The following is an 18,816-nucleotide window of genomic DNA, read 5'->3' as shown; positions in this document are numbered from 1 at the left end:
GCGCTGGGGCTGGAAATTGCGTGGTCTCGGCCATAAAAGTTTGCTTCCCCGCCGCAATCCGTTAAACCGCGCCAAAGACCAAAAGCCGAAGGACGCGCCCATGGACACCCCCGAGCAGCCGCAGATTTACCTGATAACGCCTCCGACCATCGAGCTGAGCACGTTTCCGGCCAAACTGGCATCGGTTCTGGACGGGGCCGAGATCGCCTGCATCCGCCTGGCGCTGGCTGGCAACGACGAAGACACCATCGCCCGTGCCGCTGATGCCTGCCGCGAAGTGGCCCACGCCCGCGACGTGGCCATCGTAATTTCAAACCACGTGCTGCTGGCGCAACGTCTGGGGCTGGACGGGGTGCACATGGATGACGGCGCACGTTCGGTCCGTGCCGCGCGCAAGGAGCTGGGTCCGGATGCGATCGTCGGAAGCTTCTGCGGCGCGTCCAGCCATGACGGCATGACGGCAGGCGAACACGGCGCAGATTATGTGGCCTTCGGCCCCGTTGGCACCGCCACGTTGGGCGACGGAACCCGCGCCGAAAAAGATCTGTTCCAATGGTGGTCCGAGATGATCGAAGTCCCGGTCGTGGCCGAAGGCGGCCTGACGCCCGAATTGATCGGCGATCTGGCCCCCTGCACCGATTTCTTCGGCATCGGGGACGAGATCTGGGGCGATGACGACCCGCTGGGTGCGCTGAACAAGCTGCTGGCGGCAATATCTTAAGCCAGCAACCAGGGTTCAGCCATCCAATACACGCCGATCCCGGCGATCAGCATCGAGGTCAGAACCGAAATCCGGCCTCGTTTTCTGTGTGACCCGCCTGCAAGCAAAAGCGCGCAGGCAAAGGCCAGAACAGCCACAAAGACGACAGGTACTAGATTCCCGACACCAAACCCCAAAACAGCCGGAGCCAGATGATCGGGCGGCACCCCGATCTTTGTCAAATCCGAAGCCAGTGCCAATCCGTAAACACAGCCTGCGGCAAGCACGGCCAACAGGCGCCAGACCTGCAAGTGCCGGGCCACCAGGTTCCATAGCGCCAGAATGATGATCGCAGCCACCAAGGCCTGATCCTGCATGTTTTCTGGTACGTCCAGCACGCCGTACATGCCCAACCCGAGCCCGACAAAAACCCCTGCTGCCAAAAACGCCACCTGAGACATCACAGGCCGCAGGCTCAGCGTCAGCATCACGAGTGTCAGAACAAGGATGGATGGCTTAAGGAGGCTTTGAACAAATCGGCTGATCCCCTTTGCGAAATACGTCTGAAGTGTCTGCTCTGTTGTCAGCGATGCCCCGCCCTGCAACGGGATCAGTGGGCTGATTTCTCCGGCAGTCAGAAACCCTGTATACGGGGCCATCACGTTTTGCTGACGAAGAACGACTGACCCGCTGTACTGCGGCCAGGTCAGGCGCAGATTCGATGCGTGATCCGGCAAACGTGCAGTCAACAACAACTTGGAAACACGCACTTTTTCCGTGTCGCCCACCACCGGTATACGCACACCTTCATAAGACAGGTCCAGGCGATCAGGCGCTTCGACCACAAGGCTTTGCTTCCAGACCTGAACAAAGTCTCTGATCTGCGGTTCCAGTTCCGACGACACCAATCGTCGCAGAGATCGGTACTGTGAATTGCCGGAATAAGCGTCGGGTTGTGTCGGATCGGCACCGACCAGCATGGCCTCGGCGTTCAGTTTCACCTCGAGAAACAGAGTGTCATCCTTGACCCAGAAATCAATGACCGTCGGCGGGGCCGTTTGCGCCGTTACGGATCCCGGATGCAAGGTCAGAAGAACGAAAAAACTCAGGGCGCAGGTATTGAGGGCTCGGAGGATGGCACGGAAGACGGGGCCATTCATACGAAACGCTCCAACAGGAAAATCAAATCACCAATCATTGCTTTTGATTGTTCCCGCGAAGGCCACGGATCGCAAGGCCATATCGGCACAGGCCGGTCGGGAATCTCTTGTTGCGATGACGTTCCGGCTTGCACGGGCAACACCGCTGCGGCATGACGTCCCGTATGACTCAGAACACCAATATCCTGTGCATCGGCTCGGTCCTGTGGGACGTGATCGGCCGATCGGCCAGCGCCATGCGACAGGGCTCGGACGTGCCGGGCCGGATCACCCGCCTGCCCGGTGGCGTTGCGATGAACATTGCCATGACACTGGTTCGTTTCGGCATGACACCCACCCTGCTGACCGCCATTGGCCGCGATCCGGAAGGCGACGAGCTTGTCCATGCCTGTTCGCGCCTCGGCATGGTGACGGATCACATCTATCGGTCGCAGGATTTGCCGACCGACCGCTATATGGCCGTCGAAGGTGCGAACGGGTTGATCGCGGCGATTGCCGACGCGCATTCGCTGGAGGCCGCGGGCGCAAAGATACTGCACCCTTTGATGCACGGACCTCTGGGTTATGAGAACGCCCCATTTGAGGGCCCGATCGCACTGGATGGCAATCTGACACTGGACCTGCTGGAAGAAATTGCCCAAAGCCCTGCTTTTGCGCGTGCGGATCTGCGCGTGGCCCCGGCATCGCCGGGCAAGGCTGAACGTCTGCTGCCGTTCCTGAAACATGCTCGCGCCACGCTCTATGTAAACCTCGAAGAGGCCGGTATCCTGTGCCAGCGTGAATTCACCGATTCCGAATCCGCGGCCAAAGGCCTTCTGGATCGCGGCGCGCTGCGGGTGCTGGTCACCGATGGCGGCAATTCGGCAACCATCGGCAGCTCGACAGAAATCCTGACGCAAACACCCCCTGCCGTTCTGGTCACCCGCGTGACCGGTGCCGGGGATACTTTCATGGCGGCCCATATCGCCTCAGAATCCGGCGGTGCATCCAGTGACGAGGCCCTGACCCGCGCCCTGCACGCCGCTGCAACCTACGTTTCCGGAGAAACCCCACTGTGATCGACATCAAATACTCTGCCGAGGTTCGCGCCGCCAAGGACGCGGGCCTGCCCATCGTTGCGCTGGAAAGCACCATCATCACCCATGGGATGCCCTATCCGCAGAACATCGAAGTCGCGGCTCAGGTCGAACAGGACATCCGCGATGCGGGTGCGGTTCCTGCAACCATGGCCGTGATCGAAGGCAAATTGCATGTCGGGCTGGAGCAGGATCAGCTGCAATGGCTGGGTCAGGCCCAAGGCGTTGCCAAGATCTCGCGCGCGGACATGGCGGCGTGCATCTCGACCGGTGGCACCGGGGCCACCACCGTTGCCGCCACGATGATCGCCGCGCACTATGCCGGGATCGAGGTTTTTGCCACCGGCGGTATCGGCGGCGTGCATCAGGGGGCCGAGACCACCTTCGACATCTCTGCCGATCTGCACGAGCTTGGCCATACGCCCGTGACCGTCGTCGCAGCCGGGGCGAAAGCCATCCTGGACCTCGCCAAAACGCTTGAGGTTCTGGAAACGCTGGGCGTGCCTGTGATCTCACATGGCCAGGACGAGTTTCCTGCGTTCTGGTCGGCAAAGTCGCCCTTTAACGCGCCCCTGCGCATGGACAGTGCCGATGCCATCGCCAAAGCCCACACGACCCGCCGCGCGCTGGGTCTGCCCGGCGGGCAGTTGGTGGCGAACCCGATTCCAGCCGCCGATCAAATCCCGGCCGAGGAATTGGCCCCCATCATCGCCGAAGCCCAGTCAGATGCAGATGCCCATCGCATCACCGGCAAAGCCGTGACCCCCTATCTGCTGCAACGTATCTTTGAAAAGACCGAAGGCCGGTCATTGGTCGCCAACATCGCCCTTGTTCGAAACAATGCGCGTTTGGCGTCCAAGATCGCGCAAGCGCTCGTCAAACAGAGGTGACGTTAACCTATTGTACCAAGGCCGTGGATTGACTACCTAAATCCGGAAACCATTCGGAACCGCAATGAATACACCCTTCGACGAAGAGCCTCACCGCCGCCCGGGCATGCTTTCACGGCTGCGCGCGTCCTTTCTGACGGGCATCGTGGTCATTGCGCCTGTCTGGTTGACGGTCTGGCTGATCTGGTCCGTGGTCGGCTGGATAGACAGTGCGGTTCTGCCGCTGGTGCCCCAACAGTTCCAGCCCGAACAATACGTGGGCATCAACCTGCGCGGCGTGGGCGTGGTGATCTTCCTGATCTTCACCGTTCTGGTCGGCTGGATCGCTAAGGGCATTTTGGGCCGTTCCCTGATCCACTTCGCCGAAAGCGTTGTTGACCGGATGCCCGTCGTGCGCTCTGTCTATTCCGGGATCAAGCAAATTTCGGAAACGGTGTTTGCCCAGACCGAGCGTTCTTTCGAAAAAGCCTGCCTGATCCAGTACCCGCGTCGCGGGATCTGGGCCATCGGCTTTGTCTCGACCAGCGCCAAGGGGGAGGTCAGCCAACGCGCCGAAACCGGTGGCGAACTGCTGAGCGTATTCGTACCCACGACACCCAACCCGACATCGGGGTTTCTGTTGTTCTTCCCCGCAGAAGACGTGATCCTGCTGGACATGAGCATCGAAGACGCAGCCAAACTGGTGATTTCGGCGGGACTTGTCTATCCGAATGGAAAAGATCCGACACAGCCGCCCGAGTGATCAGCTGAACATCGCAGGCAGATCAATTGTGCTGGTCTGGCCCAAATCCTTCTTGTGGTTGGCAAGAAAACCGTCTGCGGCGTTCCGTCCGGCCTGTTTCAGCTTGTGCAGAATGACCGGATTGGGCACGGTTTTGGTGGCAACAGACAGGCTGTTCATCAAGTCGTTATCTGCAATCATGTGAACCAGAACGCGGCTCATCTCTCCGGCTGTCAGCTTGCCTTCTTTCAACAACCGTTGGACGAAGCTGATCGCCCGCAACTCGCGAAACAGGGATGAGTTGAAGCTGATCTCGTTGATCCGGTTCTGGATTTGCTGCGGCGTGATCGGAACTTCGTCACGCTCCAGCGGATTGATGTTCACGATCACCACGTCATCCGGCAAATCATCGTTGAACAGCGGATAGAGCGCCGGATTGCCGGTATACCCTCCGTCCCAATAGGCTTCGGTCCGGTTTGTCTTCGGGTCGAAAATCTCAACCGCCTTGAACAGGGTCGGCAAACAGGCCGAGGCCAGGATGGCGTCGGTGCTGATTTCGTCGCCGGTAAAGACGCGGATCTTGCCGCTGCGTACGCAGGTGGCACACACAAACAGTCGCGGGCCTTCATCTGCGCACACCTCGTCAAAATTGAACCTGTCCACCACCGGCTTCAAAGGGTTGCTGTAGAACGGCCCGTACGCATAGGGCGACACCATCCGCGACCAGGCATCCCCAATCGAAAACGGCACCGAATATTCCATCGCATGCGCAATGGCCGCCGGTTCAAGGCCGCGAAACCAGTTGGCAAAGCGCATGTCGCCAATAGCGCCCATGCGCTTCCACAACCCGTCCAGGCGTGCCCGCGCGCCTTCGCGCCCGGAATGAACCATACCTGATTTGTAGGCCGCACCGTTCAGCGCCCCTGCGGAAGTTCCGGTAATGGCAGCGACCTCGATGTCGTCCTCGTCCAGCAGCCGGTCGAGCACACCCCAGGTGAACGCCCCATGCGCCCCACCCCCCTGCAAAGCCAGATTGATCCGCTTCATGCCGCAACCCCTTCATCTTTTCCAAAATACTCTGGGGGTGTGGGGGCAGCTCCCCCGCAAAACCTCAAAGCGCGGTCCAGCCACCATCGACGGAAATTGTGGTTCCGGTGATCTGAGCGGCCGCGTCCGAACACAGGAAGATAGTCGTTCCACCCAGTTGTTCGACCGTGGCGAATTCCTTGGACGGTTGCCGTTCCAAAAGAACGTTCTTCACAACGTCCTCACGGCTCATGTTGTATTCTTTCATCGTGTCGGGAATCTGGGACTCGACCAGCGGCGTCAGCACATATCCCGGGCAGATGGCATTGCAGGTGATCGGTTCCTGCGCAGTTTCCAGCGCTACGGTCTTGGTCATTCCCACCACGCCGTGCTTGGCCGCAACATATGCCGCCTTGAAAGGGGATGCCGTCAGACCGTGGGCCGAGGCGATGTTCACCACACGTCCCCAACCTGCCTTGCGCATCATCGGCAACGCGGCCGCCGTGGTGTGAAAGGCCGAGTTCATGTTGATTGCGATAATCGCATCCCATTTATCAACCGGGAATTTGTCAATCGGTGAGACATGCTGAATCCCGGCATTGTTCACCAGAATGTCACAAGACCCCGCCTGTTCGATCAAGGATCGGCATTCCTCGCCCTTGGACATGTCGGCCTTGATGTAGCGCGCATTGGTTCCGGTCTCTTTCGCAATCTGCGCGGCAAGCGCGTGATCTTCATCGCGATCGGTAAAGGAATTCAGAACCACATCGGCACCGGCCTTGGCCAGCTCGCGTGCGACGCCCAGGCCAATGCCCGAATTTGATCCCGTGATGATTGCCGTTTTGCCGGACAGGCTCATGTCCATTCTCCCTCAAGCGTTGATCAGGCGCACCATGCCATGCTGCACCTGCAAAGAAAACGGGGAAACATGTGGGATTGGAATACCGGCCTGAGACTTCCACAGGCAAAAAAAACGCCCGCACGAAGCGGGCGTTAAGTTATTGAGGCAGGTTTCATACAGGCAAGAAACCTATCGAGCAGTGCAACCTTTATAAGCAATTCTGCGCCTTGGTCCAAGCTAAAAGTTTGATAATAAGAAAAATCATCACTACGGTGAATACCAACAAAATAAGGCCAGAGCAGGATTGTTTCCAAAATGAGCCCGGATTTTCTCCGTCCGTTTCGATCACTTGTGGCAGGAATCGCCACCATTTTCGTGATCTCTGTCGCCCATGCAGAATCGTCTCATGGCATAGCTATGTATGGGGACCCGGCCCTACCACCGGATTTTGTGTCCCTCCCATACGCCAACCCGGATGCGCCCAAAGGCGGCAACGCCGTGTTCGGAAACACTGGCGGCTTTAACAGCCTGAACCCGTTTTTGCAAAAAGGCACCTCGCCTTGGCAATTGCCTTTCTGGACCCATGAAAGCCTGATGGGGCGGTCATGGGACGAACCTTTCACACTTTATGGGCTGTTAGCCGAATCAGTTGAGACCGATCCAGCCCGGTCCTGGGTCGAATTCACCCTGCGGGAGGAGGCGCGGTTTTCCAACGGTAGTCCGGTCACGATCGATGATGTTATCTGGTCTTACGAAACGTTGGGCACGCAGGGGCATCTGCGCTATCGCGGTCTATGGGGCAAGATCGACAGTATCGAACAAACCGGCCCGCGTTCGGTGCGTATCACGTTCAATGAACCCGACCGAGAGCTTGCGCTGCTGGCCGGGATGCGCCCGATCCTGAAAAAAGCGCAATGGGAGGGCAAGAATTTCGCGGATGCACAACTGCATGATGTGCCGATTGGAACCGGCCCCTACGTGATTGAAAGCTACGAAGCGGGACGCTTTGTGAATCTGCGACGCAATCCGGACTATTGGGGGAACGACATCCCGTTTCGCCGCGGCACCATGAACCTTGATGAGCTGCGGATCGAATTCTACGGCGACGGCAGCGTCTTGTTCGAAGCGTTCAAAGCCGGAGAGCTTTCAGCCGTGCGTGAATTCAACGCCGACAAATGGGACACGCAATACAACTTTCCCGCCGTGCAGCGCGGCGATGTCATCAAGACCGAAATTCCGCATGGAAAACCTTCGGGAATGACCGGGTTCGTGATGAACACAAGGAAGGCTCCGTTCGACGACTGGCGCGTGCGCGAAGCGCTGACGCTTGCGTTCAACTTCGAATTCATCAACGACACGGTAACCGGTGGTGCGCAACCAAGGATCGCGTCTTATTTCTCGGGGTCCGACCTTGCCATGCAGCCCGGCCCGGCCCAGGGGCGGGTAAAAGATCTGTTGCTTCCTTATGCTGACATCCTGTTGCCCGGCACGCTGGAAGGGTATGAACTGCCGAAAGGCGACGGATCGGCCCGGAACCGGGCAAACCTCCGCAAGGCCGCGGGACTATTGGCCGAGGCAGGCTGGACCGTTCAGGAAGGCGTGCTGCGCAATGCAAATGGTGATGCCTTTCAGATGACTTTCCTGCTGCAACAGGGTGACAGCGAGATGGCAACCGTGGTCGAGATCTATTCCCGCGCGCTGGAACGTCTCGGCATCGGGGTCACGACGGAACAGGTCGACAATGCCCAATATGTCGGGCGCACGTCTGAGCTGGACTTTGACGTCACGACGTTCCGCCGGGCGCTTTCCCTGTCTCCTGGCAATGAACAGCGTCTTTATTGGGGCAGCGAAACTGCCGATGCCCCCGGCACTCGTAACCTGATGGGCGTATCTTCGCCCGCAGTTGATGCCATGATCGATGCCATGCTGGCCTCAAAAACCCGCGATGACTTTACCGCGGCCACCCGCGCGCTGGACCGGGTACTGACCGCAGGCCGCTATGTCATCCCGATCTGGAGCTTTGACATCGGGCGCATCGCGCATGTCAAAGAGCTGAAGCACCCGGAAACTCTGCCCATCTATGGCGACGGTCCGCAATACTTGCCCGAAGTCTGGTGGTACGACGCCCAGTAAAAGGCGCAAACCCAAGACCAGCCGTTGTACATGTGAATCCGGCTGGTCTTTCCAACTGAAGTTTCCGAAAGACGGAAGCTTAAAGTGCCAGCAATTTCATACAAACAGCGCTCGGGAAATTTCCGCCAATCGGCAAATTTCAGCACATTACCATCCCACACAAGATATCGTTTGGCCGCATTGGAAGCATCGTAATCAGCGTCCAGCATCGTCACATGCAAGCGATCCGGAAAGAAACACCCACAAACAATTTTACTTTTCTGGAAAATATGCATATAAATTGGGCATTTAGGCTTAATGTCGAGCTGGCGATGACCCCGCCTCTCTGCCTGCCGGGATAATATGGCGCTGCGGATTACAGAACAACCGGGCCCGCCACCACTCACACCAAATGTAGGCCCGTCGGCCCGTTGCGGAAACTTCGCAGCGGGCACAAATCCCCTTGAAAAAAGCGCGGTCCAGCGCTGCGACATTTTGTCATGTCTTACGTGGCGGCACCCTGTCCGTACTCTGGTGTGGGGGAGAGCAGTCCTAATCGTTGCTAAGGGAAGCTCATTGATGATGAACTGGACCGATCTTACAAACGACTGGAATGCGGCATGCGAACGCGCAAAGCGGCGTTTTCCGAACCTACGTGACAAGGACATGATGCGCGTGTTGAAGGATCGAAAAGGGTTTGAAGCCTATTTGGCCGAACGTCACCAACTTACGATGAATGAGGCGCATGAAGAGGTCGAAGATTTCCTGTTCACCGAAGGGCTGAACCGGGAATTCAGCAGAACCGCTTTAGGCAAGTGATGTAACCCAAAGGATCGTCGCGTCTTCGTCACTGACGGAAATCACGTTGTGGCCCATGCTGCCGTCGTAATACGCGCTGTCCCCTCTGCGCATCTCAACCGGCTCGTAAAACTCGGTGTAAAGCTTGACGACACCGGTCAGCACATACATGAATTCTTCGCCGTCATGGCGCACCCAGCCGTCAAATTCATCCATTGATCTTGCGCGGACCCGCGCACGATAGGGCAGCATCTGTTTCTTGGTCAGGGTTTCGGCCAGCAGCTCATGCTCATAGGTGGTGGTGGCATGAGCCGTGCCGTCGCCCACACGGGTGATCGCCATGCGTCCGATCACCTGATCGCGCTGGGGCGGCGTAAACAGTTGCGGAACAGAAATCTCCAGCCCGGTCGCAAGCTTCTTGAGCGCGTCGTAAGTCGGCGACATCTGCCCGTTTTCAATCTTGCTGAGGGTCGAGCGTGCCAATCCGGCCTGACTGGCGGCCTGTTCCAATGTCCATTCCCGCGCTTTGCGCAGCTCTCGCACACGGGCGCCAAGGTCCAAGGGTTCGACTTCGGTATGGTCGCCAGAATCGCGGGCAATTCGGATCAGAGATTTGGGATCTTGAGTGCTCATGACCCTTCTATAGGCCCGGCCAGCCATGCTTGCAACGCGGCAGGCGGCGCGATAGCCAGAGGCCATGTTGTCAATCTTCGATCAGGGGTCGCCCGCACCCTGCCCCACGCCATTCAATCTGGCGGCCCATGTTCTGGGCCGCGCCGATCACGCGCCGGATAAAGTGGCTTTGTCGATATTGCGCCCGAACGGCGCGCAAGACTGGACCTATCGCGATCTGAAAGCGGCTGTGCTGGGCACAGGCATGGGGTTGCTGCGGGCCGGGTTGAAACCCGGTGATATCGCGCTGATGCGGCTGGGAAACACGGTGGATTTCCCGATTGCCTATCTGGGGGCAATTGCCGTGGGCATCGTACCGGTGCCGACATCGTCACAACTGACGGAACCCGAAACCGCCAAGATGATCGACGAGCTTTCTCCGGCGGTGATTCTGCGTGATCCGGGCGTCGCCTGCGCCTCGCATTCCAAACAGATCGGGCTGGACGCGTTGAAAGCCATGCGAAACCTGCCCCCGGCAGAATTTGACATGGGCGATCCGGAACGTATGGCCTATGTCGTCTATACCTCTGGAACCTCGGGCAAGCCTCGTGCCGTGGCCCATGCCCACCGAGCAATCTGGGCGCGGCAGATGATGGTCGATGGCTGGTATGGCCTTCGCGAGACCGACCGGCTGTGTCACGCCGGAGCATTCAACTGGACCTATACGCTGGGCACCGGTCTGATGGATCCATGGACCATGGGCGCAACTGCCCTGATCCCCGCGCCCGGCACGGAAATCACGGCCCTGCCTGCCCTGCTGCGCCAGCATGGCGCAACGATCTTTGCAGCGGCCCCCGGGGTCTTTCGCAAGATGGTGCAAGGGTGCGATCGGGTGGAGCTGCCTGACCTGCGCCACGGCTTGTGCGCGGGTGAGAAACTGTCGCGCGCGCTGCACGAACAATGGCGAAAGGCCACCGGCACCGAGTTGTTCGAAGCCTATGGCATGTCCGAATGCTCTACCTTCATTTCCTCCAGCCCGGATCACCCCGCGCGCAGCGACGCATTAGGACAACCGCAACCCGGGCGTCGTGTGGCGATCCTTGGTCCGGACGGTCCGGTGCCAAAGGGCCAAGAAGGCACCATCGCCATTCACCGCTCTGACCCCGGTTTGATGCTGACCTATCTCAACGCACCCGATGAGGTTGAAACGCGGATGCAGGGAGAGTGGTTTCTGACGGGCGATCAGGGCGTCATGGCCGTGGATGGTCAGATCAGCTATCTGGGCCGCGACGACGATATGATGAACGCGGGTGGCTATCGCGTGTCCCCGGTCGAGGTCGAAGCCGCCCTGTCCCGCTTTCCGGGCATCACTCAGGTCGGCGCCGCCGCGGTCGAGGTCAAACCGGACACATTTGTGATAGCGGCCTTCTATACGGGCCCGGAAAAGCTGGACGATGCGGCCTTGCGCACCTATGTCGAAGCCAACCTGGCGCGTTACAAACAACCACGCGCCTTCATCCATCTGCCCGCCCTGCCGACCGGCGGAAACGGCAAACTCCTGCGCCGGGCGCTGCCGGCCTATTTCGAGGCACCAACAAAATGACCCAGACCGTCAAGCTCGACATCCTGTCCGATCCGATCTGCCCGTGGTGCTATATCGGCAAGACTCAACTGGACAAGGCACTGGCCAACGTACCCGACCACCCCTTTGTCATTGAATGGCATCCGTTCCAGTTGAATCCTGACATGACGGATGCGGGAATGGATCGGCGCGAGTATCTCGAGCGCAAGTTCGGCGGCAAGGACGGCGCGGTTCGCGCCTATGCGCCGGTGGTGGAACACGCCGAAAAGGCCGGTCTGAACATCAACTTCGAGGCCATGAAACGTACCCCCAACACGCTGGATGCGCATCGCCTGATCCATTGGGCTGGCATCGAAGGCAAGCAGAATGCCGTCGTCGATGCGCTGTTTGACGCCTATTTCGTGCAGGGTCGCGACATCGGCGACCACGAAGTCTTGGCCGATATCGCGGACAGCGCCGGAATGGACGCCGCCGTGGTCATGAAGCTGCTGAAATCAGACGCCGACCGCGAGGATATCCGCAATCGCGATGCTCATTCACGCAACATGGGTGTGAGCTCGGTCCCGACCTTCATTGTCGCCAATCAACATGCGGTTCCCGGCGCCCAACCTCCTGAAATGTGGGAGAAAGTGATCGCTGAAATCATGTCTCAACTTGAGGCTTCCCCTGCAGAATAGCACAGAGGTCTGTGCAAATTTCCAGTCTGGCCTATGCCGACCCGCCGTGATAGCGCGAACGGGTTAGGAGGTCTTCATGGCCAATCGCATGTCGAAGGCAGAGTTCATTGCACTGATTGCAATGATGTTCGCCACCATCGCCTTTTCGATCGATTCGATGCTGCCTGCGTTGCCCGAGATCGGTGCGCAGCTCAGCCCCGATGACGTTAACCGTGCCCAACTGATCCTGACGTCATTTGTGTTGGGCATGGGGATCGGCACGTTTTTCACCGGCCCGCTTTCGGATGCGCTGGGACGCAAGCCGGTCATTTACGGCGGCGCGGCTTTGTACATTGCGGCGTCTGCTGTCGCATGGGCCAGTTCTTCACTGGAACTGGTCTTGATTGCACGTGTGGTTCAAGGCCTGGGCGCCGCAGGTCCGCGCGTGGTGGCCATGGCGATCATCCGCGACTTGTATTCAGGCCGCGAAATGGCGCGGATCATCTCAATCGCGATGATGATTTTCACGTTGATACCCGCGGCGGCACCAATGCTGGGCGCCGGAGTAATCGCTTTGTTCGGATGGCGCGGGATCTTTGTGTCTTTCATTCTGTTTGCGTTGATCATCATTTCCTGGATGGGCGTTCGGTTACCGGAATCTCTGGCCCGGGAAAACCGTCGCCCCTTTCGCATTCCGTTGATGTTCTCGGCCACGAAGGAAATGTTCTCGCATCCGACCGTGCGCCTTTCGATCATGGTTCAGACCCTGTGCATGGGGGTGCTGTTCACCATGCTGACAATGGTTCAGCCCGTTTATGACGTTATCCATGACCGCGCCGAAAGCTTTCCGTTCTGGTTCGGGTTCGTGGCGCTGATGTCCGGGTCGGCCAGTTTGCTGAACGCGGCACTAGTGGTGCGTGTGGGCATGCGCCGGATGGTGACATGGGCGCTGGGGGGGCAAATCCTGATTACCACCTTTGTCATGACCCTGAACGCCGCGCATCTTTCGCCAGACGCCTCGTTCGCATTGTTCGTGTTCTGGCAAACCATGGTGTTTTTCATGGCCGGCGTGACGCTGGGCAACCTGAACGCCATCGCGATGGAGCCGATGGGGCATATTGCCGGAATGGCAGCCTCGGTCATCGGATCGATTTCGACGGTGCTGGCCGCTGCCATCGCCGCCCCGATCGGGCTGTTGTTCGACGGTTCGATCACGCCTTTGACCTTTGGTATCCTGAGCATGTGCATTCTGGCCTTCGGGCTTATGCTGCATATGGGCCGCGTTGAAGAACGTCTGCCAGCCTGATCTGTGCAACTCGTCAGAAACACGCTACCCTCGACGTGAACCAAGCGGAGGGCTTCTGATGCGTGAATATTATGATCTGGGCAGCTATTCCTGTCCGGTAACGACCTCCGTTCCCGAGGCTCAGCTGTGGTTCGACCGCGGCCTGAACTGGACCTATGGGTACAATCACGAAGAAGCCGTGGTTTGTTTCCAGCGCGCAGCTGAACACGACCCCCAATGCGCCATGGCATATTGGGGCGTCGCCTACGCGGCGGGGCCGAATTACAACCTGCCATGGGACTTGCAGGACGAGCGGGGACGCCGCAAGGCGCTGGCGCTGGCTTATGATGCCATGCAAAACGCCCTTCGATTGGCAGACGGCTGTACGCCCGTCGAGCAAGCTCTGATCCGAGCCCTCCCTGCGCGCTATCCGCAACGAGATCCGGCAGAGGACATGCATCGGTGGGATCACGATTTTGCCGAAGCGATGCGCGCAGCCTTCGCTGCGCACCGCGATCATGCGGACCTGCGCGCGATCTACGTCGAGGCGCTTTTGAACCTGACACCCTGGAAAATGTGGGACCTGAAAACCGGCCAACCGGCACAAGGCGCTGCAACGCTTGAAGCGCAAGAGGCGTTGGAATGGGCCATGGCCAACGATCCGGCCGCCATGTCACATCCCGGCCTGCTGCATCTTTATGTTCACCTGATGGAGATGTCGCCCACTCCGGAAAAAGCTCTGAAAGCCGGCGATGTCCTGCGCACATTGGTGCCCGATGCGGGGCACCTGGTGCATATGCCGACACATATTGACGTGCTGTGCGGCCATTATCACAATGTGGTGCAGTGGAACGAAAAAGCCTCGGATGCGGATCTGAAGTATTACGAACGCGAAGGCGCGTTCAATATCTACACCGGATACCGCCAACACAATTATCACTTCGCCATCTATGGCGCGCTGTTTCTAGGTCAGATCGAACCTGCCCTACGCGCCAATCGGGGTTTGTGGGATACAACGCCAGAGGAGATGCTGCGCATCGAAAGTCCCCCAATGGCGGATTACTTCGAAAGCTACATGTCCATGGGGCCGCACATCCTGATCCGCTTTGGCCGCTGGGAAGAGGCCAAGACGCTGGAGCTGCCCTCCGATCCGGATCTCTACCGGACCCTGACGGCCACGACCCACTACGCCCGCGCCATCGCGCATGCCGCAACGGGTGATGTTGTCCATGCCGAAGCGGAAGAGAACCTGTTTCTGGCAGCTAGGGAATGCGTTCCGGAAACACGCAGGTTGCACAACAATCGTGTGATCGACCTGCTGGAAATCGCGGGGGAGATGCTGCGCGGTGAGATCGAGTACCGAAAAGGCAATTTCGAAATCGCCTTTGCCCATCTGCGCCGCTCGGTCGAACTGGACGACACCCTGCCCTATGACGAACCCTGGGGCTGGATGCAGCCCACCCGCCACGCGCTTGGCGCATTGCTGTTCGAACAAGGTCATGCGGCAGAAGCAGAAGCCGTCTATCGCGAAGATCTTGGCCTTGGCGGCTCGCTCAGCCGCGCTTCGATCCATCCCGACAACGTCTGGAGCCTGAAGGGACTGTACGATTGTCTCAAAGCCCGCGGGGAAGATGTTGAAATGCGACAAGTCAAACAACGCCTGGATCTGGCTCTGGCCCGTGCTGATCGGGCGGTTGCAGCGTCTTGCTTCTGCGCGCAGGCTGCAATGCGAGTATAGGCGGGATCGCGCTGCCGCGCGATGCCTCCGGCGGGGATATTTTCAGCCAGATGAAGCTGGGATCCGTGACTTCATCTGGCCGCAAATATCCCGGGGGAGATGCGCGGAACGCGCAGCGGGGGCAGAGCCCCATCTTGCCCATCAGCCAGCCTTGGTCTTCTTCTTTTCCGCGACCACTTTTTCAGCAAGGTCGCGGGCAATCGCAAAGGCCCCTTTGATCTTGTCGCTGTCTTTCTTCCAATCCCGGCGCACGACGATCTTGTTATCCTTGACCTTGGCCATGCCGCGCTGGTTCTGAATGAATTCGACCAATCCCTGAGGGGATGCGAACTTGTCATTGTGGAACTGGATCGTCGCGCCTTTCGGGCCTCCGTCCAGCTTGGCGATGCCCGCCCGTTTGCACATGGCCTTGATGCGCACGACCAGCATCAGAGTATTCACCTCTTTCGGCAATTTGCCGAAACGGTCGATCAACTCTGCGGCAAAGCCTTCCAATTCGACCTTGGTCGACAGCGACGACAGGCGGCGGTAGAGGCCGAGACGAACATCCAGATCGGGCACGTAATCATCGGGTATCAGAACCGGCACGCCCAGATTGATCTGTGGGGCCCATTGGTCGTCGGCATCTGACAGCCCCTCCATCTCGCCGGCCTTGATCTTGGCAATCGCTTCTTCCAGCATGGATTGATAAAGCTCATAGCCCACATCGCGCATCTGGCCAGACTGTTCTTCGCCCAGCAGATTGCCAGCGCCCCGAATGTCGAGGTCCTGACTGGCCAAAGTAAACCCGGCGCCCAGCGTGTCCAGCGAGCCCAGAACCCGCAGGCGTTTCTCGGCAGTGGCGGTCAGTTTCTGTCGTGGCTTGGTGGTCAGATAGGCATAGGCACGGGTTTTGGACCGGCCCACCCGGCCCCGGATCTGATAAAGCTGCGCAAGACCGAACATATCGGCGCGGTGCACGACCATCGTGTTCGCCGTTGGAATGTCCAAACCACTTTCCACAATAGTTGTGGCCAACAGCACATCATACTTTCCGTCATAAAACGCGTTCATTCGGTCATCGAGTTCACCCGCCGCCATCTGGCCGTGTGCAACCACATAGGTCAGTTCGGGCAGCTGGCTTTTCAGGAACTCCTCGATCTCGGGCAGGTCCGAGATGCGCGGAACCACGTAGAAACTCTGCCCGCCGCGATAGTGTTCGCGCAGCAGCGCCTCTCGGATCGTGACCGCGTCGAATTCGCTGACATAGGTTCTGATCGCCAGACGGTCGATGGGCGGTGTGCCGATGATCGACAGATCGCGCACCCCTGTCAGTGACAATTGCAAGGTTCGCGGAATCGGGGTTGCGGTCAGGGTAAGAACATGGATGTCACTGCGTAGTTGCTTCAGCCGTTCCTTGTGTCCAACACCGAAATGCTGTTCTTCGTCGATGACCAGCAGACCCAGATTGTGAAACCGTATGTTCTTGGCCAACAGCGCATGGGTCCCGATCACGATATCGACCGTGCCCTTGGCCAGCCCGTCACGTGTCTGCTGCGCCTCTTTGGCCGAGACGAAACGCGACAATTGCCGCACTTCCAGAGGGAAGCCGCGAAACCGTTCCCTGAAGCTTGCGGCATGCTGTCGGGCAAGCAGTGTTGTCGGTGCCACCACCGCAACCTGCACGCCGGACATGGCGGCGACAAAGGCGGCGCGCATCGCCACCTCGGTCTTGCCAAAGCCGACGTCACCGCAGATCAGCCTGTCCATCGGCGCGCCCGAGTGCATATCCTCCATCACCTCGGCGATGGCGCGCAACTGATCATCGGTTTCCTGATAGGGGAAACGCGCGCTGAATTCCTCCCACGCGTGCGGCGGTGGATCCATCACGGGGGCTTTACGCAGCGCACGTTCCGCCGCGATGCGGATCAGCTTGTCCGCCATCTCGCGAATGCGCTCTTTCAGCTTGGCTTTCTTGGCCTGCCAGGCGCCACCGCCGAGTCGATCCAAAAGCCCTTCGTCATGGCCGTATTTCGACAGCAGTTCGATGTTTTCGACCGGTAGGTACAGCTTTGCCTGCTCGGCATATTCCAGCAGCAGGCATTCATGGGCGGCACCGGCGGCCGTGACGACCTCCATCCCCATATAACGACCAATGCCGTGATCCACATGCACCACCAGATCGCCGGGGCTGAGCGACTGGGTCTCGGTCAGGAAATTCTCGGCCTTGCGGCGCTTCTTGGGTTGCCGGATCAAGCGGTCGCCCAGTACGTCCTGTTCAGCGATCACCGTTAGATCAGGAGTTTCGAACCCGTGCTCCAGCGCCCAGACGGCAAGGTGCAGGCCGCGCTTTCCGATGCGCGTTCCATTGGCAATGGGAATCGCCTCGGCCAGACCTTCATCCTCGATCAGGCCAGTCAGACGTTCGCGCGCACCTTCTGAATAGGACGCGATCAGCACCGGACCTTTGTCAAGCTTGGCGCTGATGTGGCTGGCCAAAGCACCGAACAGGCTGATGCTTTCCTGCTGACGTTCCGGAGCAAAGTTGCGCCCTATCCGCCCGCCGGCATCGATGACACCCGGACCCGAGGCCTGTGGCAAGGGGCTGAACTGCATGACGCGCCGATCCGCGACAGCCGCCTCCCACGCGGCATCATCCAGATACAGCAACCCCGGAGGTGTGGGTTTATAGACCGTATCCATGCGGGATCGGTTTTCCAGCGCCAGACGCCGAGTTTCATATTGATCGGCAATCGTCTCCCATCGGGCCAGTCTGGCCGGTGTCACCTGATCATCTACGGTGATCGTGGCATCCGGCAGATAATCAAACAGTGTTTCAAGCTTGTCGTGGAAGAAGGGCAGCCAATGTTCGATACCCTGATGCTTGCGACCGGCGCTTACCGCTTCGTACAGCGGATCATCCGTGCCCGCGGCGCCGAATTCGATCCGATAGTTCTGGCGGAACCGCGTAATGGCCGCATCATCCAGAATGACCTCGGACACCGGCGCAAGTTCAACCACGTCCAGCTTTTCGGTCGTGCGCTGAGACACGGGATCAAAACGGCGCGCGCCGTCCAGTACGTCTCCGAACAGGTCCAGACGGACGGGGCCCGATTCACCCGGCGGGAAGATATCGATGATTCCGCCGCGAATGGCGTAATCGCCTGGCTCCATCACGGTGGGGCTTTGCGTGAAGCCCATGCGCACCAGGAAGTTGCGTAGCGCGGCCTCATCTATGCGCTGATCGACACGGGCGGTGAACGCAGCTTCGCGCAGCACGTCTCGCGCCGGGACGCGTTGGGTTGCCGCATTCAATGTCGTCAACAACACGAATTTCTGCGGCATCTGGTGAACCAGCGCCGCCAGCGTCGCAACGCGGGCCGCTGAAATGTCGGCATTGGGTGACACCCGGTCATAAGGCAGACAATCCCAGCCCGGAAACACGAAGACCGGCATGTCGGGGGCAAAGAAGGCCAGTGCCGCGCGCATCGCCTCCATCCGCTTGTCGTCACGTGCGACATGGGCCACCGGCCCGTTGCTGCGGGCGATTTCGTTCAGCACAAGCTGCGCGTCAAACCCTTCGGGGGCGCCGCCAACTGTCACGTGGTTCGGAGCCTTCATCGCCTCGCCTTTCAGATTT

The 18,816-nt window shown here is 59.2% G+C and carries 16 protein-coding genes; 10 read left to right on the top strand and 6 right to left on the bottom strand.

The features are described from left to right. Positions 1-100: 100 nt before the first annotated feature. Positions 101-721 carry a thiamine phosphate synthase gene (locus I9184_RS04310; protein ID WP_171632147.1) on the top strand — a complete coding sequence of 207 codons (621 nt, stop codon included), beginning with the start codon at positions 101-103 and terminating at the stop codon, positions 719-721. Here the strand turns inward: I9184_RS04310 and I9184_RS04305 are convergent. Next, positions 718-1,860, bottom strand: coding sequence for a HupE/UreJ family protein (locus I9184_RS04305; protein ID WP_171723183.1), 1,143 nt, complete (start codon positions 1,858-1,860; stop codon positions 718-720). The genes I9184_RS04310 and I9184_RS04305 overlap by 4 nt on opposite strands. A gap of 164 nt (positions 1,861-2,024) precedes the next feature. Here I9184_RS04305 and I9184_RS04300 point away from each other — a divergent pair, with 164 nt between their 5' ends. The 3 genes from I9184_RS04300 (at position 2,025) to I9184_RS04290 (ending at position 4,568) form a co-directional block, all read left to right on the top strand. After that, positions 2,025-2,918, top strand: coding sequence for a PfkB family carbohydrate kinase (locus tag I9184_RS04300; RefSeq protein WP_152458128.1), 894 nt, complete (start codon positions 2,025-2,027; stop codon positions 2,916-2,918). Next, positions 2,915-3,826: a pseudouridine-5'-phosphate glycosidase gene (locus tag I9184_RS04295; protein WP_209832966.1), complete on the top strand. Its 912-nt coding sequence runs from the start codon at positions 2,915-2,917 to the stop codon at positions 3,824-3,826. The genes I9184_RS04300 and I9184_RS04295 overlap by 4 nt, the downstream gene beginning before the upstream one ends. 64 nt (positions 3,827-3,890) lie before the next feature. Next, entirely contained in the window at positions 3,891-4,568 is a 678-nt protein-coding gene (locus I9184_RS04290) for a DUF502 domain-containing protein (protein ID WP_152458130.1), read from the top strand. Here I9184_RS04290 and I9184_RS04285 read toward each other — a convergent pair whose 3' ends face one another. Both I9184_RS04285 and I9184_RS04280 read right to left on the bottom strand, forming a co-directional pair. Further along, complete coding sequence (locus I9184_RS04285) at positions 4,569-5,594, bottom strand: patatin-like phospholipase family protein (protein WP_209832964.1); 1,026 nt, start codon at positions 5,592-5,594, stop codon at positions 4,569-4,571. 64 nt (positions 5,595-5,658) lie between these two features. Next, positions 5,659-6,432, bottom strand: coding sequence for a 3-hydroxybutyrate dehydrogenase (locus I9184_RS04280; protein WP_171204850.1), 774 nt, complete (start codon positions 6,430-6,432; stop codon positions 5,659-5,661). A gap of 297 nt (positions 6,433-6,729) precedes the next feature. Here I9184_RS04280 and I9184_RS04275 point away from each other — a divergent pair, with 297 nt between their 5' ends. After that, on the top strand, positions 6,730-8,547 hold the full coding sequence (locus I9184_RS04275; protein WP_209832962.1) for an extracellular solute-binding protein: 1,818 nt from the start codon (positions 6,730-6,732) through the stop codon (positions 8,545-8,547). Here I9184_RS04275 and I9184_RS04270 read toward each other — a convergent pair. Then, positions 8,493-9,020 carry a hypothetical protein gene (locus I9184_RS04270; RefSeq protein ID WP_209832960.1) on the bottom strand — a complete coding sequence of 176 codons (528 nt, stop codon included), beginning with the start codon at positions 9,018-9,020 and terminating at the stop codon, positions 8,493-8,495. The two genes, I9184_RS04275 and I9184_RS04270, sit on opposite strands and share 55 nt — an antisense overlap. Positions 9,021-9,105: 85 nt before the next feature. Here I9184_RS04270 and I9184_RS04265 point away from each other — a divergent pair, with 85 nt between their 5' ends. Beyond that, a complete protein-coding gene (locus I9184_RS04265; protein ID WP_170344111.1) occupies positions 9,106-9,345 on the top strand; it encodes a hypothetical protein in 240 nt (79 codons plus the stop codon). Here I9184_RS04265 and I9184_RS04260 read toward each other — a convergent pair. Next, positions 9,334-9,957: an XRE family transcriptional regulator gene (locus I9184_RS04260; protein WP_171167898.1), complete on the bottom strand. Its 624-nt coding sequence runs from the start codon at positions 9,955-9,957 to the stop codon at positions 9,334-9,336. The two genes, I9184_RS04265 and I9184_RS04260, sit on opposite strands and share 12 nt — an antisense overlap. 64 nt (positions 9,958-10,021) lie before the next feature. On the opposite strand from I9184_RS04260, the gene I9184_RS04255 reads away from it, so the two are divergent. The 4 genes from I9184_RS04255 (at position 10,022) to I9184_RS04240 (ending at position 15,197) form a co-directional block, all read left to right on the top strand. After that, the gene (locus I9184_RS04255) at positions 10,022-11,539 is read left to right on the top strand and encodes a class I adenylate-forming enzyme family protein (protein WP_209832958.1); all 1,518 of its coding nucleotides are present in this window, start codon (positions 10,022-10,024) and stop codon (positions 11,537-11,539) included. Continuing rightward, the gene (locus I9184_RS04250) at positions 11,536-12,195 is read left to right on the top strand and encodes a DsbA family oxidoreductase (RefSeq protein WP_209832956.1); all 660 of its coding nucleotides are present in this window, start codon (positions 11,536-11,538) and stop codon (positions 12,193-12,195) included. The genes I9184_RS04255 and I9184_RS04250 overlap by 4 nt, the downstream gene beginning before the upstream one ends. 76 nt (positions 12,196-12,271) lie before the next feature. Further along, positions 12,272-13,480, top strand: coding sequence for a multidrug effflux MFS transporter (locus I9184_RS04245; RefSeq protein ID WP_171723176.1), 1,209 nt, complete (start codon positions 12,272-12,274; stop codon positions 13,478-13,480). 58 nt (positions 13,481-13,538) lie between these two features. Further along, the gene (locus I9184_RS04240) at positions 13,539-15,197 is read left to right on the top strand and encodes a hypothetical protein (protein ID WP_209832954.1); all 1,659 of its coding nucleotides are present in this window, start codon (positions 13,539-13,541) and stop codon (positions 15,195-15,197) included. 141 nt (positions 15,198-15,338) lie between these two features. On the opposite strand, the gene mfd is transcribed toward I9184_RS04240, so the two are convergent. Then, a complete protein-coding gene (gene mfd / locus I9184_RS04235; protein WP_209832952.1) occupies positions 15,339-18,797 on the bottom strand; it encodes a transcription-repair coupling factor in 3,459 nt (1,152 codons plus the stop codon). Positions 18,798-18,816 lie beyond the last annotated feature (19 nt).

The organism is Ruegeria sp. HKCCE3926, from assembly GCF_017872515.1.
In the GTDB taxonomy this organism is placed as follows: domain Bacteria; phylum Pseudomonadota; class Alphaproteobacteria; order Rhodobacterales; family Rhodobacteraceae; genus Ruegeria.
Note: the sequence above shows the minus strand (reverse complement) of the source record. Positions and strands in the feature narration are given on the sequence as shown.

Coding starts and splice junctions, on each gene's coding strand:
- I9184_RS04310 (WP_171632147.1), top strand. CDS start 101: ATGGACACCCCCGAGCAGCCGCAGATTTACCTGATAACGCCTCCGACC.
- I9184_RS04305 (WP_171723183.1), bottom strand. CDS start 1,860: ATGAATGGCCCCGTCTTCCGTGCCATCCTCCGAGCCCTCAATACCTGC.
- I9184_RS04300 (WP_152458128.1), top strand. CDS start 2,025: ATGACTCAGAACACCAATATCCTGTGCATCGGCTCGGTCCTGTGGGAC.
- I9184_RS04290 (WP_152458130.1), top strand. CDS start 3,891: ATGAATACACCCTTCGACGAAGAGCCTCACCGCCGCCCGGGCATGCTT.
- I9184_RS04285 (WP_209832964.1), bottom strand. CDS start 5,594: ATGAAGCGGATCAATCTGGCTTTGCAGGGGGGTGGGGCGCATGGGGCG.
- I9184_RS04280 (WP_171204850.1), bottom strand. CDS start 6,432: ATGAGCCTGTCCGGCAAAACGGCAATCATCACGGGATCAAATTCGGGC.
- I9184_RS04275 (WP_209832962.1), top strand. CDS start 6,730: ATGAGCCCGGATTTTCTCCGTCCGTTTCGATCACTTGTGGCAGGAATC.
- I9184_RS04270 (WP_209832960.1), bottom strand. CDS start 9,020: ATGTCGCAGCGCTGGACCGCGCTTTTTTCAAGGGGATTTGTGCCCGCT.
- I9184_RS04265 (WP_170344111.1), top strand. CDS start 9,106: ATGATGAACTGGACCGATCTTACAAACGACTGGAATGCGGCATGCGAA.
- I9184_RS04260 (WP_171167898.1), bottom strand. CDS start 9,957: ATGAGCACTCAAGATCCCAAATCTCTGATCCGAATTGCCCGCGATTCT.
- I9184_RS04255 (WP_209832958.1), top strand. CDS start 10,022: ATGTTGTCAATCTTCGATCAGGGGTCGCCCGCACCCTGCCCCACGCCA.
- I9184_RS04250 (WP_209832956.1), top strand. CDS start 11,536: ATGACCCAGACCGTCAAGCTCGACATCCTGTCCGATCCGATCTGCCCG.
- I9184_RS04245 (WP_171723176.1), top strand. CDS start 12,272: ATGGCCAATCGCATGTCGAAGGCAGAGTTCATTGCACTGATTGCAATG.
- I9184_RS04240 (WP_209832954.1), top strand. CDS start 13,539: ATGCGTGAATATTATGATCTGGGCAGCTATTCCTGTCCGGTAACGACC.
- mfd (WP_209832952.1), bottom strand. CDS start 18,797: ATGAAGGCTCCGAACCACGTGACAGTTGGCGGCGCCCCCGAAGGGTTT.